The organism is Campylobacter vicugnae, from assembly GCF_002139875.1.
Classification (GTDB): Bacteria; Campylobacterota; Campylobacteria; order Campylobacterales; family Campylobacteraceae; genus Campylobacter; species Campylobacter vicugnae.
Genome location: NZ_CP018793.1, coordinates 202,068 through 217,855 on the forward strand (window position 1 = coordinate 202,068; position 15,788 = coordinate 217,855).

19 protein-coding genes are annotated in these 15,788 nt (G+C 31.7%); 13 read left to right on the plus strand and 6 right to left on the minus strand.

Features of this window, described 5'->3' with window-relative positions:
• Positions 1 to 59: 59 nt before the first annotated feature.
• The gene (locus CVIC12175_RS01085; RefSeq protein ID WP_086302905.1) at positions 60 to 368 is read right to left on the minus strand and encodes a c-type cytochrome; all 309 of its coding nucleotides are present in this window, start codon (positions 366 to 368) and stop codon (positions 60 to 62) included.
• A gap of 153 nt (positions 369 to 521) precedes the next feature.
• On the opposite strand from CVIC12175_RS01085, the gene gmhB reads away from it, so the two are divergent.
• From gmhB to CVIC12175_RS08585, 6 genes are read left to right on the plus strand one after another with little or no spacing between them, the layout of a single operon-like run.
• Positions 522 to 1,019 carry a D-glycero-beta-D-manno-heptose 1,7-bisphosphate 7-phosphatase gene (gene gmhB / locus CVIC12175_RS01090; RefSeq protein WP_086257040.1) on the plus strand — a complete coding sequence of 166 codons (498 nt, stop codon included), beginning with the start codon at positions 522 to 524 and terminating at the stop codon, positions 1,017 to 1,019.
• A complete protein-coding gene (gene rfaD, locus CVIC12175_RS01095) occupies positions 1,016 to 1,981 on the plus strand; it encodes an ADP-glyceromanno-heptose 6-epimerase (RefSeq protein ID WP_086257041.1) in 966 nt (321 codons plus the stop codon). The genes gmhB and rfaD overlap by 4 nt, the downstream gene beginning before the upstream one ends.
• Entirely contained in the window at positions 1,981 to 3,357 is a 1,377-nt protein-coding gene (rfaE1, locus tag CVIC12175_RS01100) for a D-glycero-beta-D-manno-heptose-7-phosphate kinase (protein ID WP_086257043.1), read from the plus strand. Before rfaD ends, rfaE1 begins: the two co-directional genes overlap by 1 nt.
• Positions 3,358 to 3,366: 9 nt before the next feature.
• A complete protein-coding gene (gmhA, locus tag CVIC12175_RS01105) occupies positions 3,367 to 3,924 on the plus strand; it encodes a D-sedoheptulose 7-phosphate isomerase (protein WP_086257045.1) in 558 nt (185 codons plus the stop codon).
• A gap of 43 nt (positions 3,925 to 3,967) precedes the next feature.
• Positions 3,968 to 4,159: a hypothetical protein gene (locus CVIC12175_RS08580; RefSeq protein ID WP_201791009.1), complete on the plus strand. Its 192-nt coding sequence runs from the start codon at positions 3,968 to 3,970 to the stop codon at positions 4,157 to 4,159.
• On the plus strand, positions 4,111 to 5,226 hold the full coding sequence (locus tag CVIC12175_RS08585) for a restriction endonuclease subunit S (RefSeq protein WP_201791010.1): 1,116 nt from the start codon (positions 4,111 to 4,113) through the stop codon (positions 5,224 to 5,226). Before CVIC12175_RS08580 ends, CVIC12175_RS08585 begins: the two co-directional genes overlap by 49 nt.
• A 31-nt stretch (positions 5,227 to 5,257) precedes the next feature.
• Here CVIC12175_RS08585 and waaF read toward each other — a convergent pair whose 3' ends face one another.
• The 5 genes from waaF to waaC are packed head-to-tail and all read right to left on the minus strand — an operon-like array spanning position 5,258 to position 10,097.
• Complete coding sequence (gene waaF, locus CVIC12175_RS01115) at positions 5,258 to 6,178, minus strand: lipopolysaccharide heptosyltransferase II (protein ID WP_086315797.1); 921 nt, start codon at positions 6,176 to 6,178, stop codon at positions 5,258 to 5,260.
• Positions 6,162 to 7,181: a glycosyltransferase family 4 protein gene (locus CVIC12175_RS01120; protein WP_086315798.1), complete on the minus strand. Its 1,020-nt coding sequence runs from the start codon at positions 7,179 to 7,181 to the stop codon at positions 6,162 to 6,164. The genes waaF and CVIC12175_RS01120 overlap by 17 nt, the downstream gene beginning before the upstream one ends.
• 36 nt (positions 7,182 to 7,217) lie before the next feature.
• Positions 7,218 to 8,279, minus strand: coding sequence for a glycosyltransferase family 9 protein (locus CVIC12175_RS01125; protein ID WP_086302899.1), 1,062 nt, complete (start codon positions 8,277 to 8,279; stop codon positions 7,218 to 7,220).
• The gene (locus CVIC12175_RS01130; protein WP_086302897.1) at positions 8,276 to 9,139 is read right to left on the minus strand and encodes a lipid A biosynthesis lauroyl acyltransferase; all 864 of its coding nucleotides are present in this window, start codon (positions 9,137 to 9,139) and stop codon (positions 8,276 to 8,278) included. Before CVIC12175_RS01130 ends, CVIC12175_RS01125 begins: the two co-directional genes overlap by 4 nt.
• Positions 9,132 to 10,097, minus strand: a complete 966-nt coding sequence (gene waaC / locus CVIC12175_RS01135) for a lipopolysaccharide heptosyltransferase I (RefSeq protein WP_086302895.1) — start codon at positions 10,095 to 10,097, stop codon at positions 9,132 to 9,134. The genes CVIC12175_RS01130 and waaC overlap by 8 nt, the downstream gene beginning before the upstream one ends.
• Before the next feature lie 60 nt (positions 10,098 to 10,157).
• Here waaC and CVIC12175_RS01140 point away from each other — a divergent pair, with 60 nt between their 5' ends.
• From CVIC12175_RS01140 to CVIC12175_RS01170, 7 genes are all read left to right on the plus strand, one after another.
• Positions 10,158 to 10,967, plus strand: a complete 810-nt coding sequence (locus CVIC12175_RS01140; protein ID WP_086254292.1) for a 3'-5' exonuclease — start codon at positions 10,158 to 10,160, stop codon at positions 10,965 to 10,967.
• The gene (locus tag CVIC12175_RS01145; protein WP_086302893.1) at positions 10,964 to 11,779 is read left to right on the plus strand and encodes a DNA ligase; all 816 of its coding nucleotides are present in this window, start codon (positions 10,964 to 10,966) and stop codon (positions 11,777 to 11,779) included. The genes CVIC12175_RS01140 and CVIC12175_RS01145 overlap by 4 nt, the downstream gene beginning before the upstream one ends.
• A complete protein-coding gene (locus CVIC12175_RS01150) occupies positions 11,780 to 12,019 on the plus strand; it encodes a hypothetical protein (protein ID WP_086254290.1) in 240 nt (79 codons plus the stop codon).
• On the plus strand, positions 12,000 to 12,515 hold the full coding sequence (gene pseH / locus CVIC12175_RS01155) for a UDP-4-amino-4,6-dideoxy-N-acetyl-beta-L-altrosamine N-acetyltransferase (RefSeq protein WP_086315799.1): 516 nt from the start codon (positions 12,000 to 12,002) through the stop codon (positions 12,513 to 12,515). Before CVIC12175_RS01150 ends, pseH begins: the two co-directional genes overlap by 20 nt.
• Positions 12,512 to 13,153: a formyltransferase family protein gene (locus tag CVIC12175_RS01160; RefSeq protein WP_086248746.1), complete on the plus strand. Its 642-nt coding sequence runs from the start codon at positions 12,512 to 12,514 to the stop codon at positions 13,151 to 13,153. The genes pseH and CVIC12175_RS01160 overlap by 4 nt, the downstream gene beginning before the upstream one ends.
• Before the next feature lie 34 nt (positions 13,154 to 13,187).
• On the plus strand, positions 13,188 to 14,177 hold the full coding sequence (galE, locus tag CVIC12175_RS01165) for a UDP-glucose 4-epimerase GalE (protein ID WP_086302891.1): 990 nt from the start codon (positions 13,188 to 13,190) through the stop codon (positions 14,175 to 14,177).
• Positions 14,178 to 14,413: 236 nt separating this feature from the next.
• A complete protein-coding gene (locus CVIC12175_RS01170; protein ID WP_086302889.1) occupies positions 14,414 to 15,787 on the plus strand; it encodes a hypothetical protein in 1,374 nt (457 codons plus the stop codon).
• Position 15,788: the final 1 nt, after the last annotated feature.

The window sequence follows — 15,788 nt, forward strand, 5'->3', positions numbered from 1 at the left end:
TATAAAAGCGTATTGATATAAGAGCAAAAGCCTAGCTAGCAAACGCTAGCTAGATAGAATTATTTAAGTGTAGAGATATAGTCATTAACTGCTGCCATATCAGCATCACTTAGAGTTGCCATTTGACCTTTCATGATGGCACCCATATTGATTTTACCTTTACCACCATTGATAGCGCCAGCTTTGTAAGCTTTCATATCAGCTAATCTTTGAGCTGGGTCAATTTCAGTTAGAACTGGAACTTTATTTAGATATTTTTTGTCAGCTTTTTGTCCGTGGCAAACTGCACATTTTTTATAAATTGCAGCACCATCAGCAGCAAATGCACCTACACAGGCTAATGCGATTAATAGAACTATTTTTTTCATTTTATATCCTTATTTGGAAAATTTTATACTGGTATTATAGTGGCAATATTCTGAATTTTAGATTAAATTCTACAATTAAATTTCTAAAATTTTGCAAACTAAATTTGGGTTATATTAAGTGAATTTAAACTAAAAAATAGATAAAATCAACATATGGAAAAGATTAAAGCACTATTTTTAGATCGTGATGGGGTGATAAATTACGACCCTGGTTATGTTTATCGTATAGAAGATTTTGAGTTTATGCCTGGAATTTTTGAGGCTTTGGCTGGATTTATGGCGCTTGGATATGAGATTTTTGTAGTTACAAATCAATCTGGAATTGGTAGGGGATATTATAGTGAAGATGATTTTGCAAAGCTTAGCAAGTATATGATTGATGAGTTTAAATCTTATGGTGTTGAGATTAAAAAAATATACCACTGCCCTCACACTCCAAGCGATGATTGTAATTGTAGAAAGCCTAAGCCTGGAATGATATTGCAGGCTTTAGATGAATTTAATATTAGTTTAAAAGATTCATTAATGATAGGAGATAAGCCAAGCGATTTAGAAGCAGCACGAAGAGCTGGAGTAGAAAGTGGCTATTTAATCGGCGATGAATTTAAAAGCGTATTAGAAGTTTTAGAGCATATAAAAGGACAAAAATGAAGATATTAATAACTGGTGGAGCTGGATTTATAGGATCAAATTTGGCTAAATATTTTATGGATAAACATGAGGTTTTAGTAGTGGATAAATTTCGCTCTAATGAGACTTTTAGCAATGGAAATTTAAAAAGTTTTGGTCATTATAAAAATTTGATCGACTTTAAAGGCCAAATTCATTGCGGAGATATATGCGATAGAGATACTGTTAAAAAGATGAGAGAGTTTAAGCCTGATGTGATATATCATGAAGCTGCTATATCTGATACAACTGTGGCTGAACAAGATGAGATAATGAGAGTGAATTTAAATTCATTTAAAGATATTCTTGATATTGCTTATGAAAATGGCTCAAAGCTAATATATGCTAGTAGTGGTGCTACATATGGAGATGCACCAAGCCCACAAAGTGTAGGCAAAGGCGAAAATCCTGGCAATGTGTATGGATTTTCAAAGCTTATGATGGATGAGATGGGGCGTGAATTTAATGCCAAAACTGGACTTCATATTGTAGGACTTAGATATTTTAATGTATATGGAGATGGAGAGTTTTATAAAAATAAAACTGCCTCTATGGTATTGCAGTTTGGACTTCAAATTTTAAGTGGAAAAGCACCAAGGCTTTTTGAAGGTAGCGATAAGATAAAAAGAGATTTTATATATATAAAAGATATAATCTTAGCCAATGAACTAGCTATAAATGGAGATAGTGGAGTATATAATGTTGGCACTGGCAATGCTAGAAGTTTTCAAGATATCGCTGATATTTTACAGCGTGAGATCGGCGTAAATTTAGGTAATGAGTATATTGCTAATCCATTTGCGTCTCAGTATCAATTCTTTACTCAAGCTGATATCGCCCCTACGATAAAAGGGTTGAAATATAAACCAAAATGGAGCTTAGAAGATGCTATAAAAGATTATCTACCAGCAATAAAAAGAATTTATAATAGTGAGTTTAAATAATGGCTAAGGTCTTAGTAGTTGGGGATTTAATGATTGATCACTATATCTGGGGTAGTTGTGATCGCATTAGTCCAGAGGCTCCAGTACAAGTAGTAAATATCAAAAATGAAACTAAAAGGCTTGGCGGCTGTGGCAATGTAGTATCAAATTTAATCGCTCTTGGTGCAGAAGTAGGCGTAGTAAGTGTAGTTGGCGATGATGAACTAGGGGTTGAGATTTTAGAGCTTTTAGAAGCTCGTGGAGCTAAGGCTGAGTTAGTAATTAGTGAAACAGGCAGAAAATCAAGCCAAAAAAGCCGTGTAATGGTATCACATCAGCAAGTAATTAGGCTAGATACTGAGAGTATAAGTGATATAAATTGCGCTGATGAGATTGTCAGTAAATTTGCAGATATTTTAGCTGGTTATGATATTGTTTTGCTAAGTGATTATGGCAAGGGAGTATTGAGTAATTACTTAACCAAGCAGATAATATCAATTGCTAAAAATAATCATAAGATGGTATTAGTAGATCCAAAGGGCAAGGATTATAGTAAATATAAAGGTGCGACACTTTTAACCCCAAATAAAAAAGAGGCAAGCGAGGCGTTAGGCTTTGGCATTGATAATGATGAGAGTCTAGAGCTAGCATTAAAAACTATGAAATTAAACTATGAATTAGAGTACTCTTTAATCACTCTTAGCGAAGATGGAATTGGGCTTTTAAGTGATGAGGTTAAGAAATTTCCAGCTCTTGCTAAAGAGGTTTTTGATGTAACTGGTGCTGGTGATAGCGTACTAGCTACTTTGGGTTATTGCTTAGCTAGCAAGATGAGTATAGAAGAGGCGATAGATAATGCAAATTTAGCCGCAGCAGTAGTTGTAGGTAAGGTAGGAAGTGCAGATGCAAGCTGGGGCGAAATAGAGAATCTAAAGAGTAAAAAAATTGGTTTTGAGCGTAAAATTGTCAAGCTTGATGAGCTTTTAAAGGTTGATAGAAGTGGCAAAACTTTAGTTTTTACCAATGGTTGCTTTGATATTATGCATATTGGTCATATTAGCTACTTACAAAAGGCTAAAATGCTTGGCGATATATTAGTAGTAGGGTTAAATTCAGATAACTCAGTAAGAGAGTTAAAAGGCAAAGATAGGCCAGTAAATGTGCAATATGATAGGGCTGCGATGTTGTGTGCGATGGAGTTTGTCGATTTTGTCGTGATATTTGATGAGCTAACTCCACATGAGTTAATCAAAGCAATTAAACCTGATATATTAGTAAAAGGTGCAGACTACAAAGGCAAAGAGGTCGTAGGTAGTGAATTTGCTAAAAGAGTTGAGTTAATAGAGTTTATTGAGGGCAAAAGCACCACAAAAATAATAGAAAAAATCAAAAGATAAGAGGCTAAAATGAGTATATTTACAGATGAATTAAAAGCGCATCTAGAGGTAGCAAATAGAGTTTTGTCCATAGATGAAACGGTGATGAGTGTAGCAAATACAGTAGTAGCAACGCTAAAAAACGGTAATAAAATCTTAATTTGCGGCAATGGAGGAAGTGCAGCTGATGCGCAACACTTTGCTGCTGAGCTAACCGGTAGATATAAGAGTGAGAGAATCTCTCTTCCAGCTATTGCATTGACTACTGATACTTCAGCGCTTACTGCAATTGGCAATGACTATGGATATGATGAGGTATTTGCAAGACAGCTTAGTGGTGTAGGAAATAGCGGAGATTTACTAATAGGTATAAGCACAAGCGGTAATAGTAAAAATGTATTAAAAGCATTTGAGATTGCAAAACAAAAGGGTATTAAAACCATAGGATTAAGCGGCAGAGATGGTGGAGCAATGAATGAGTTATGCGATATAAACGTAGTTGTGCCTTCTAATGATACGGCTAGAATTCAAGAGATGCATATCTTAATAATTCACACTATTTGCGCTGCAGTAGATGGAGCATTTTAAGGGGTCAATTTAGATATAATAGCACCCAATTTAAAGGATAAAAATGCAAAAACCATCAAAACTAGCACAAATCCCGCAAATTCGTTTTGCAGGCTTTACTGAAGATTGGGAACGGCGTAAGCTAGGAATAACAAAAACTTTTTTACAGATGGCAACTATGGAGAGTCATATCCAAAGGCATCAGATATGGCCGATAGCAGTAAAGGTATTCCGTTTCTTACAGGTGGTAATTTGAAGGAAGGCAAACTAGATATTTCAGGTGCAAGTTATATCACAAAAGAAAAACATGAGAAACTAATCTCAGGACATCTTGTTGAAGATGATATCGTAATTGCTGTTCGAGGTTCGTTAGGCTATGTAAATAAAGGGAATTTTGGGTGGAATATAAATTCTCAGCTTGCTATTTTAAGAACTGATAAAAAAGAATTATACGGAAAATTTTTGCTTCAATTTTTAATTTCAGATATGGGACAAAATGAGTTGCTGAAAAGGCAAACGGGTTCAGCATTAAAACAACTACCGATCGGGGTTATTAAAGATGTGGAAGTGCCTATTACGTTGGTGGAAGAACAAACCAAAATCGGCGAATTATTTGCAAATTTAGACAACCTCATCACCCTTCATCAACGTAAGGTTGAAAAATTGCAAAAGATAAAAAAATCTTGTTTGCAAAATTTATTCCCACAAAACAACCAAAACACCCCCAAAATCCGCTTTAAAAATTTTAATGATGAGTGGGTGGAAAATAAATATAAAAATATAGGTCAATGTTTATCTGGTGGAACTCTAAGCTATGAGGATTTAGATAAAAATGGAATTTATAAGTGCATATTATATGGAGAGCTTTATACTCGCTATGACTACATAATAAAAAATATAGTTTTTAGAACAAATAAACTTGGCAATAAAGTTATTAAAAATGATATTTTATTTCCACAATCTACAACAGTTGATGCAATATCATTAATTTCTCCTGCTTGTATGAATGATGACGAAGCCCAAACTAGCGGAGTTTTTGCTATTAGACCACATAAAAATATTGATGGAAATTTTATAACTTATTACACAAAAGGAAATTTTTATCAAAGAAACAAATTAGCCAAAAATGCACAAGGCTTAACAATAGTTCATTTATATTATCAATCTATAAAAGATGAAACTATTCTTATTCCAAATTTAGCAGAACAATGCAAAATTTCAGAATTCTTTACTAAACTTGATAAGCTTATCACACTTCAACAGCGCAAGGTAGAAAAATTAAAAAATATTAAAAAAGCATTGCTTAATAAGATGCTTATCTAACAATCCTTATAAGCTAGAATAAATTTTTAATCTAAATAATCTGCCTAGTTAGTTCTAATGCAAGGGCTGGTTTTAGCTCTTTCATACACTCATGAGAGCCTAGCGGACAGACCCTTTTCATACATGGCATACATGGTAAATTTAGATGTGCTAGTCTTGCTTTTGGATTATTATATGGGCTAGTTCTAGTAAAGTTAGTTGGGCCAAATAGTGCAACTGTTGGCACCTTAAAAGCAGCTGCGATATGCATTGGTCCGCTATCATTGGTTATAAATAGCTCAAGTCCGGCAATATAGCTAGCAAGCTCTTTGATTGATGTTTTAGCGCATAGATTTTTATGCGAAATTTGATTTTTGGTTAGAATTTCGCTAATTTCATCGCAAATCTCTTTTTCACCATTACCGCCAAAGATAACTATATCAAATTTACTACTTAAGCTCATTGCTACATCGGCAAAATAGCTTGGATACCATCTTTTAGCACTTCCATATGTAGCACCTGGATTTAGACCTAGTGTTGGTTTTGTATATTTTTTTGGAGTAAAATTTAACTCAAGTTCATTAGTTAAAATATCTATATTTAAAGCTTTTGCACTAAAATTTAGATAATCAACTACTAAATGATCGCTTTTATTAATTGGCTTATAGACTCCACTTTTTCTAGCGTGGATAAAAAATGCCAAAGCTTTTGAGGCTAGATGGCTTCTAAAGCTAATAAATGCATCAAATTTAGGCTGGGATTTGGCTAATTTATATAGATATGCTAGGCGAAATTTGGATTTTTTGGACTCATCTATTATGATATCGCCAAGATTAGCAAATAGAGCTGTACTAGCCGCAGAGCCAAAAAATGTTAATTTTGCATCTTTAAAATTTGCCCTAATATTTGCAATAGCAGCACTACTCATCACTCCATCGCCAAGCCATGTTGGTAGCTCAATGAATATTCTCACTAATTACCTTTAATATTTGATTTAAGTTGTCTTCTACTGTGTATTTTTTAGATAGTTTAATATTTTGAGCTGAGATATTAAGCATTAAGCTATGATCGCTTAGCAAAAGATTTATAAATTTAGCTACATTTTCATCATCTTTGCTCTGTATGATAAACTCATCTTTTAAGATCTCGCTAGCTCCATTTTGAGCAGTAGTAAAGCATACACAGCCATAACTTAGGGCTTCTAGAATTTGAGTGCTAAATGGGTTATAAAGCGAAGGCAGTACAAATATATCTGCTGCTTCATAGTAGCGATTTATCACTTTTGGGGTTGGTTTAAAGATTACCCTAACTCCAAGCTTTTTAGCCATTTGTCTATATTTTGGTGTAGCCTTATCATTGCCGATAATTATAGCATTTACCTTATTGATATGAGTTAAAAGCTCTATAAACTCTTTGGCTCCATCTTTTTTAAAATTATCAGAAACAAATAAAATAATTGGTAGCTCCATATCTATGCCAAGTTCTTTGCATAGCTGCATTTTAGCACTACCTTTTTGTATCTGTGTTGGTAGATTGATTCCTGGATAAATTGTAGTTATTTTATCTGGTTGTATATTATAGATTGTCTCTAATTGATAGCGTACTAAATTTGAGTTAGTTATGATTTTTATAGAGTTGTTTATACATCTTTTTTCAATTATGCTTTCTATAATGCTAATAGGATTTAAAAACCAAAATTTATCTAATTTTTTATATATATTTTGTACTCCACTACTAGCTAGATATATATCAGCGCTATCAAATTTATCTAAGCAGATATAAAATTCATCTTTTTTTTGTTTTTTGGCAAGTTTATTGATTTTTATCAATTTAGTTATTGGATTCTTGCTTTTGATATTATCATAATTTTTGATTATAACATCAAATCCTTTTGAATTTAGAGCGTTTTTTAGTCGCTCTAGGAATCTTTGGTTTTTGTTTGTAAGGTTTATTTCTAAGATTGATATATTTTTCATTTTTCTATTTTAACATAGTTAGGCTTATAAATCGGTTTAGCTATCTAATTTTTGTGAGATAAAGTGATTTTTTATCTCATTTTTTATCCAGTTTATATCTAGACTAACTAGACAATCGCTAATATGTGAATTATTACAACCCTCTTTACCACATGGGACACACTTTAAATTATTTTGAATTACAGTGTGAATACCCATTTTTTGGATCCCGCCTTTGCTTTGATAGAGGCTTTTTGATTTTGAATTATCCCATGGACCCCAAGCAGATGTATAGCTAGGCCCAAAAATAGCTATACACGGTACATCATTGGCTGCAGCCATATGCATTATTGCAGTATCAGTACCGATATATAGCTTTGATTTAGAACTTAAAAATGCCACTTCATCTAAGCTTAAATTTCCCATAAATACAATTGGGTTTGAGCTACAAAGTGATAAGATATTTTTCATTTTGCTTATCTCATTTGGATTTTTATCACAGGTTAATACAACTCTTTTATCTAGCTCAATTTCGCAAAAATCAATAATTTTAGCTACTGCTTCATCGCTTAAACACTTATAATCAAACCTAGCCATAGGATGAATATGGATAAAATAATCTGGCAAATTTAAATCATAATTATTAAAATATAAATTTACTTTAGTAGTGGCAATATCTTTACCCAAAGCATTAATGGCAGATAGATTTTGCATTATGATATGGCCGTTTGGTTTGGATTCGTGAGTTATGAGTTTGTTTAGAATTTGGTTTGTGCCTTTGCGTGATACTATGGTTTTAGCTCCACTAAATTTAGCCAAGAATATCCCACGATCGCTAGTTTCAGTATTTATTACTATATCAAATTTCTCTTTTCTTAACTCTAAGGCGTATTTTAACTCAAGCCAAATTCGCTTAAATATATTAGATTTTTTAATAGTGCCTCTATCATAGATATGGATTTTATCAATTTGTGGATTATTTGCTATTACTGCTTGAGTTCCTTGATTTAAAGCAAAATGTATAGAAGCATTAGGATAATGGGTTTTAAGATTAGCAACTAGTGGAGTAGTTAAAAGCACATCGCCTATAAATCTAAATTTAATAATTAAAATTTTCATTTGTAAATCTCTGGGTAGAACTGTTTAAATTTCTTATGCATCCAAAAGTACTCATCTGGCTTGCTTTTTATCATATCTTGAGTAGCGCTACTTTGGGCTTGTGTGGCTTGTTTGATTTTATCACCATTTAGTTGATTGATATCTATTGGGTCATAAAAGCTAATCTCATTTTTATCGCCAACTCTTTTGATAAAAGCTGGGATTATTATTGCATTAAGCTTAGCAGCAAAGATACTAGCAGCATGCGTGTGCGAGATACGATTAGAAAAAAACTCACACTCTACTCCATCTCTAATATCTACATTTTGATCAACTAAAATACCAAGAAGCCTTCTATTTTGCAATGCTTTCATAATCGCTCTTGCGCCACCACTTTTAGGAATTACTTCTATATTAAATCTACTTCTATTTTTGCTTAAAATTCTATCCATCACAGGACTATCAAGGTTTCTGCCTACAATGCTTACAGGGCCAAATTTAGCCGCCATCGCAAGGCTAAAAAGCTCCCAATTGCCATAATGTGCAGTGGTGATGATGATTGGACGTTCTTTGAATTTATCTAAAATTTGAGCATTTTTAAATTCAACTTTAGATAGAATTTGCTCTTTTGTGTTATTTTGATTGCGTAAAAACTCCACGCCAAAGTGGGCAAAATTGCGATAAGTTTGTAAAATAATCTCTTCTATATTCTCAAATTTACACATTTTTAGATTGATTCGCATTATATTTGTATGTTTTTTATCAAATTTATAAAAGCCTTTTGCAAGTAGATCAAAAAATATATTTTGAATAGCTTTTGGGGTGTAGATTGCGATAAATCTAAGCATATAATATAGCCATAAATATAAAAAATCAACCATTTAAAAGCTCCGAATTTAAAATATTTTTTGCTAAATTTGCTATATTAATTGGCGATATCTCATTTATGCAGTAATCGCTCTTATCTATATTTTTTGCATCGATTTTTTTGCCTGTATCAATAGTATGATTTATAGGCGTGATAAAGCTATTTCTATGGCTTGGGCGATTTCCAAAAAGAGTGATACTAGCTCTATTTTGAGCCCAAGCTAGATGAGTTATACCGCTATCATTGCCAACTACAAGTCCTACGCTTTGCATAAAATCTATTACTTTAGCTAAACTCATAGGACTAAGTACTTTAGCATGAGTATTATAAGCAATTTTACTAGCAAGTTCATACTCTTTAGCATTTGCTGATATGATATTAATCTCATAATCTTTTAGCAAATTTATAACTTCATTAAACTTATCATAGCATTTGCTCATTTCGCTTGCAAATGGTGCTATTAAAATAGTTTGAGATGGTTTAGGCTCTATATTTGAGATGAAACAAGCAGATTTTTGCTTGATATCATTATCATTAAAGCTAAAGCCCAAAGCAGCGCTAGCAAGAGCTAAATTTCGCCTTATAATATTTTGATTATAATCAATTTTAAACTTACTCTTATAAAATATAGAAGCTAGTGGCTCTTTTATGCTATTTTTATCAAACCCAGCTATATTGCTACCTAAAACTCTAGCTACAAGAGCTGATTTTATAAGGCCTTGAAAATCTATAATAAGATCAAAATGATTACTAAATTCTCTAAGAATTTTAAAACTTTTAATAAATTTTTTATCCTTTAAAGGAAGTGCGATAACATCAACGCCATCTAAAAAATGAACAATACTACTAAATTTTTCATCTACAAACCAGCTAATTTTAGCATCTTTAAAATGCTTTTTGATAAATTGCACAACAATGCTTGTATGAACGATATCGCCAAGGGCTGAGAGTCTAATAATTGCTATTTTCAACTAATTTTCCAAGATTTTTTGCTATTATTTTATCTAAATTTGATTAAAAGTTGGTAATTTATGAGCGGTTATATATGTGTATTTGATTGTGAGACTGTGCCTGATTGTGACTCTTTAAGGGAAGCTTATGGTTATGAAGGCGATGATAAGAGTGTAGCACAAATGGCGCTTACAGAACAAAAAGAGCGAAGTGGAAGTGAGTTTTTGCCAGTTTGTTTTCATAAAGTAGTAACTATTAGTGCAGTAATAGCTGATGAGTTTGGTAGATTTAAAAGAGTATCTACAATTGCTGGAGATAGTGAAGAGAAAAAAATAGCTGAATTTATTAAATTTATAAATGAGCATAATCCTAGACTTGTAAGTTATAATGGTAGAGGCTTTGATCTGCCTATGCTGATGATAAGAGCAATGCGTTATAATATAGAAGCTAGTGAGTATTTTAACACCAATGATAGAGCTAATGGCAAGGATAAATGGTGTAATTATAGAAGTAGATATGATGGAGTTTTTCATCTTGATTTGCTTGATCATATTAGCGATTTTAAGGCTGTAAGCGGGCTAAAGCTAGATCTGCTTTGTGCTAGTTTAAATCTGCCTGGTAAATATGATGTTTGTGGCGATGAGGTAATGAGTTTATATTATAATGGACAGCAAGATAAAATTGATGAATATTGTGAATCTGATACGCTAAATACATATTGGTTATTTTTAAAATATGAATTATTGCGTGGTAGGTTAAATTTAGATGATTATGCTAATTATTTAAGCTTGATGAATGAGTATCTAAACACCCAAAAATCAGATATGAGTTATAGTATAGTATTTGATAGATATATAAAAAATGAACTTGATAGATTGGGGCGTAGATGATTAGAATCTGTTTATTAATTTGGTTTGTTTGTTCTAGTGCTTTTTCTTCTGTAATGCTTCTTAAAGAGTATAAAGATGAAAATCTAACTGGCTGGATGATGAGCGAAAAATATGATGGCGTGCGTGCTATTTGGGATGGCAAGGAGTTAAAAAGTCGTAATGGTAATATAATTAATGCACCATCTAGCTTTATAGCTCAATTGCCTGATTTTGCACTTGATGGAGAGCTGTGGAGCAATAGAGGAGAGTTTGAGCTAATTGCTTCTATAGTACTAGATAAAAATCCTGATATTAAAGCATGGCAAAATATTAAGTATATGGTATTTGATCTACCTAAATTTGATGGAAATTTAAGTGATAAAATGGCCTATTTAGAAGAGTTTTTAAGCCTAAATCCAAGTAATTTTATAAAAGTTATAAAGCAAATATATATCCAAAATAATTTACATGCTTTTGCCTTTTTAGATGAGGTTGTAAGTAAAGGTGGTGAAGGTATAGTAGTTCGTGATCCAAATGCATCATATATAAGCGGCCGAAGTGATAAAATATTAAAATTAAAAAAGTGGAATGATAGTGAGTGTCAAATAGTAGCTATAAATAATGGTAAGGGCAAGTATGAAGGTGCTATGGGTTCAGTAGATTGTGTAGATATTTTTAGTAAAATTAAATTTAAAATCGGATCTGGATTTAGTGATGAAATACGAAAAAATCCCCCAAAAATAGGCACCATAATCACATATAAATTTCAAAATCTAACCAATAATAATAAGCCAAGATTTCCAGTATTTTTACGAATTAAAAGAGGTGAATAGATGAAAAAAATTATATCTTTATGCGTATTGATTGTTAGCTTAAATGCACTAATACTATATGAGCCAAAAACAAAAGAGCAAAAAGAGGGTTACAGATATGGTCAGACGATGCGAATGCTAGGTATGGGCAAATGGGAGTGTGATAGGAAATTTAAAAATATCGATAGCGAAAAACTAGAGTGGTGCGAGTATGGTTGGGTTGATAAAAGTGAGGAGATAGATGCTAGAAAGCTTGATTAATGGTATAAGGCTTGTCAATTTTACTAGCTTAGATACTAAAGAGATAAAGATAATTTATAATTGGCGAAACAACCCTAAAATCGCTAAGTATATGATAAATAAAAGCATAACATGGGATGAGCATTTAGGCTTTATAGATAGCCTTACAAATTCTCAAGATAAGATCTATTTTTTAGTCTATAAAGATGATTTAGCAATTGGAGTAATTTCATTTGTAAATATCTCTAAAAGCTCTTGCGAATTTGGGATATATGCTAGTCCAGATTTGCGTGGTATGGGCGATTTGCTTATGGGTGTGGTTGTAGATTATGCGTTTAATAGGCTGCGTGTTAAAGAGATTTTGGCTAAAGCTTTTATGGATAATTTAAGAGTTATAACGCTTTATACAAAATTTGAGTTTAAGATAATTAAAAAGGATAAAGATATGATATATTTTAGCCATCAGGGGGGGGTAGAGCTTAATATACCTCTTTGCCAAGAAAGGCTCTTGGCATGAAGATTGCAATTCTTACTACAGCTAATCAATGGTTTGAGCCATATGCATTAAGATTGCAAGATCTATTAAGTCATCGTGGATTTGATAGTCAAATTTATAATTTTCATGAGCAAATTAGTGGTTATGATGTTGTTTTTATACTTAGTTATCATAGGATAATCAATAAAGAGTTTTTGATTAAAAATCGCCATAATATTGTTATTCATGCTTCTGATTTACCAAGAGGTAGTGGCTGGTCGCCAATGTTTTGGCAGATTTTAGAAGGTAAAAATGATATAGTTTTTACTCTTTTTGAGGCTGATAGCGGCGTTGATAGTGGAGATTACTATCTTAAGGAGAGTTTAAAATTAAGCGGCCTAGAGTTAAATGATGAGCTTAGAGAGTTGCAAGCTAATATGTGTATTGAGATGAGTTTAAAATTTATAATAAATTATAAAAATTTAACTCCAATCAAACAAATAGGAGAGCGTACATTTTACCCAAAACGCAGCCCAAAAGATAGTCAGCTTGATCCAAATTTAAGCTTAAATGAGCTTTTTAATCAATTAAGAATTGCTAGCAATGATGAGTATCCAGCATATTTTTATAAGGATAAAAAGAAATTTATTTTAAAAATTTATAGTCAAGATGAGAGTTAAATTGGCTATAATATTGCAAATTTAAGGAGTGAAAATGAATATTTTGATAACTGGTGGTGCTGGATATATTGGTTCGCATGTATTAAAGGCTTTATTAGAGCGCGCAACTGATAAGATAACTGTAATTGATAATTTTTATAGTGGTTCGCAAGATGCATTAGTAGCACTTGAGAGTGTAGGCAAATTTGATTTTATTAAATGTGATTTAGCTGATACTGCTCATCTTAAAGAGATTTTTGCTTCGCATAAATTTGATGCTATTATACATTTTGCTGCGTATATAGAGGTGTTTGAGAGTATGCAAAATCCATTAAAATACTATCTAAACAATACTGCAAATACTGCAAATCTTATTAATCTTGCGGTGGAATTTGGCGTAGAGAAGTTCATATTTAGCTCTACAGCTGCAACTTATGGTGAGCCAAAAGATGGAGTAGTATGTGAAAATAGCCCACAAAATCCTATAAATCCATATGGTACATCAAAGCTAATGAGTGAGCAAATTTTAAAAGACGCAGCCACTGCAAATAGCAAATTTAAGTATGGGATTTTAAGATATTTTAATGTCGCTGGAGCTTCAAGCGACTCTTTAATCGGTCAAAATTATCCAAACGCAACTCATTTAATTAAAGTTGCTACACAAACAATAACTGGCAAAAGACCAAATATGAATATTTTTGGTCGTGATTATGATACTAAAGATGGAACTTGCATTAGAGATTATATTCATATCGAAGACCTTGCTAGCGCTCATTTGGCAGTTTTGGATTATTTAAATAGCAATGATAGCGATATCTTTAATGTTGGATATGGGCATGGATTTAGCGTACTTGAGGTTATAGATACTGCTAAAAAGATAAGTGGTGTGGATTTTGAAGTAATAGACGCACCAAGACGCTTAGGCGATCCTGCTGTGCTTATAGCAGATTCATCTAAGCTTAGAAATCTTACATCTTGGAAGCCTAAAAAGGATAATCTAGAGACTATTATAGCTTCAGCACTTGCATGGGAGAAAAAGATTTAATCCAAATATAGTGTTTATGACTTAATGTAATTCTACTTTTATAGCTTCAGATAAATAGCATTTATAATACAAATTTCAAGCCCTATCAAATAGATAGGGCAAAATTATAAATAATAAATTAAAATATCTATATTGTGTTACCTATAGTTACATAATAAATATATTATCTCATAAAATCATATAAAATTTAATATGAATAATGTATAATTAATTAAAGGGTTATAAAGGTTAGGAGATTGAAAAAGGGTAGTTTGATTTGTGCTGATCTGTATAAAAATATAATTTATGATTATACAGATGGCTATATTGCTAAAGAAAAAAAGAGAGTAAATAAAAGTAAATTTTGTGCTTGTTATATTGAGGCTAGATCGCTTAGCACTTTGCGATATAAGTATGACAAAACAGGTAACTTACATAATAAAATTATAACATATGCATATGAAGAGCTACTTTTAGACCCGGCTAAAGAGTATAAGATAAGCTATTTTAAAAATAACGATGATAGCTATATGATTTATGTTATCGATGTGCAAAAGGCACTAAATAATATTAATCAAAATTTGCAAAAATCATTAAAAAATATAAATATTATTATTCCTTCGCCTTTATTAATGAGTGGATTTTATGCTGGTAGATTGCTTAATAAATCTGGCGTGGATTGCTATATATTTTTTGATGAAAATGAGAGCTATGTAAGCTTTTATAAAGATGGAGAGTATATCTTTTTTCACCTTATAATTAGCGATACTTTAGCATCTATAGCTAGACAAAATAATCTTGAGTATAAAGCTGAGATTATAGATCAAAATATTGATAAATTTAACCAACTAATAGATGCTACAATTCAAACTATACAAAGTATTATAAACATTGATAGAATCACTCCAGATAGAGTATTTCTAAGCTCATTTATAGGCGATTTAAAGGGATTGAGTTTAACTATATCTAAAGCTTTAAATAAGAGTATAAATGGCTTTGATTTTTTGGCTAAATTTGGTAGTTTTACACCTATAAATTTGATGTTGGCTATATATGTTAAGGAGCTATTATATCGTGATAATGGGCTTAATTTTAGACTATTAGATAAGCCCGAGCCACTATATAAAAGAGCCGATGGAAAGCTATTTATTAGCCTTGCTGCTGGAGTCATCTTGGGGATTATCTATCCTATTTATATGTTTATTTTAGCGTTTAGTTTAGATATGAATTCTAAGGATTTTGGAGTAAATTTATCTTTACAAAACTCTAATGCAGATAATCTAAATAAGAATTTAATGATAATAAATAAAGAGATAGAAAAAATAGATAAAGATATTCAAAACATAAAAAATCATATAAATACAAAATTATCTAAAATAGATAGTATCGCTACTAAGATCAGTGATCATAATCTAGCTATAGTATTAACAAATATAGCAAAATCTATGCAAAATTACTCATTGCAAGCTAGAGATATAAAACTAAATAGCAATAAAATAACTATAGCCATAGTATCGCAAAATACACAAAATATAAATAGTTTTATAAAGATATTTAAAGATAATGCTACTATAAGCCAGATAATTAGCAATAAAAATCTATTTGAATCAAATATTACAATAGGCTTATAAT

Excerpts from the sequence above, each read along its gene's own strand:
- CVIC12175_RS01085 (WP_086302905.1), bottom strand. The coding sequence starts at position 368 with ATGAAAAAAATAGTTCTATTAATCGCATTAGCCTGTGTAGGTGCATTT.
- gmhB (WP_086257040.1), top strand. The coding sequence starts at position 522 with ATGGAAAAGATTAAAGCACTATTTTTAGATCGTGATGGGGTGATAAAT.
- rfaD (WP_086257041.1), top strand. The coding sequence starts at position 1,016 with ATGAAGATATTAATAACTGGTGGAGCTGGATTTATAGGATCAAATTTG.
- rfaE1 (WP_086257043.1), top strand. The coding sequence starts at position 1,981 with ATGGCTAAGGTCTTAGTAGTTGGGGATTTAATGATTGATCACTATATC.
- gmhA (WP_086257045.1), top strand. The coding sequence starts at position 3,367 with ATGAGTATATTTACAGATGAATTAAAAGCGCATCTAGAGGTAGCAAAT.
- CVIC12175_RS08580 (WP_201791009.1), top strand. The coding sequence starts at position 3,968 with ATGCAAAAACCATCAAAACTAGCACAAATCCCGCAAATTCGTTTTGCA.
- CVIC12175_RS08585 (WP_201791010.1), top strand. The coding sequence starts at position 4,111 with ATGGCCGATAGCAGTAAAGGTATTCCGTTTCTTACAGGTGGTAATTTG.
- CVIC12175_RS01120 (WP_086315798.1), bottom strand. The coding sequence starts at position 7,181 with ATGAAAAATATATCAATCTTAGAAATAAACCTTACAAACAAAAACCAA.
- CVIC12175_RS01125 (WP_086302899.1), bottom strand. The coding sequence starts at position 8,279 with ATGAAAATTTTAATTATTAAATTTAGATTTATAGGCGATGTGCTTTTA.
- CVIC12175_RS01130 (WP_086302897.1), bottom strand. The coding sequence starts at position 9,139 with ATGGTTGATTTTTTATATTTATGGCTATATTATATGCTTAGATTTATC.
- CVIC12175_RS01140 (WP_086254292.1), top strand. The coding sequence starts at position 10,158 with ATGAGCGGTTATATATGTGTATTTGATTGTGAGACTGTGCCTGATTGT.
- CVIC12175_RS01145 (WP_086302893.1), top strand. The coding sequence starts at position 10,964 with ATGATTAGAATCTGTTTATTAATTTGGTTTGTTTGTTCTAGTGCTTTT.
- CVIC12175_RS01150 (WP_086254290.1), top strand. The coding sequence starts at position 11,780 with ATGAAAAAAATTATATCTTTATGCGTATTGATTGTTAGCTTAAATGCA.
- pseH (WP_086315799.1), top strand. The coding sequence starts at position 12,000 with ATGCTAGAAAGCTTGATTAATGGTATAAGGCTTGTCAATTTTACTAGC.
- CVIC12175_RS01160 (WP_086248746.1), top strand. The coding sequence starts at position 12,512 with ATGAAGATTGCAATTCTTACTACAGCTAATCAATGGTTTGAGCCATAT.
- galE (WP_086302891.1), top strand. The coding sequence starts at position 13,188 with ATGAATATTTTGATAACTGGTGGTGCTGGATATATTGGTTCGCATGTA.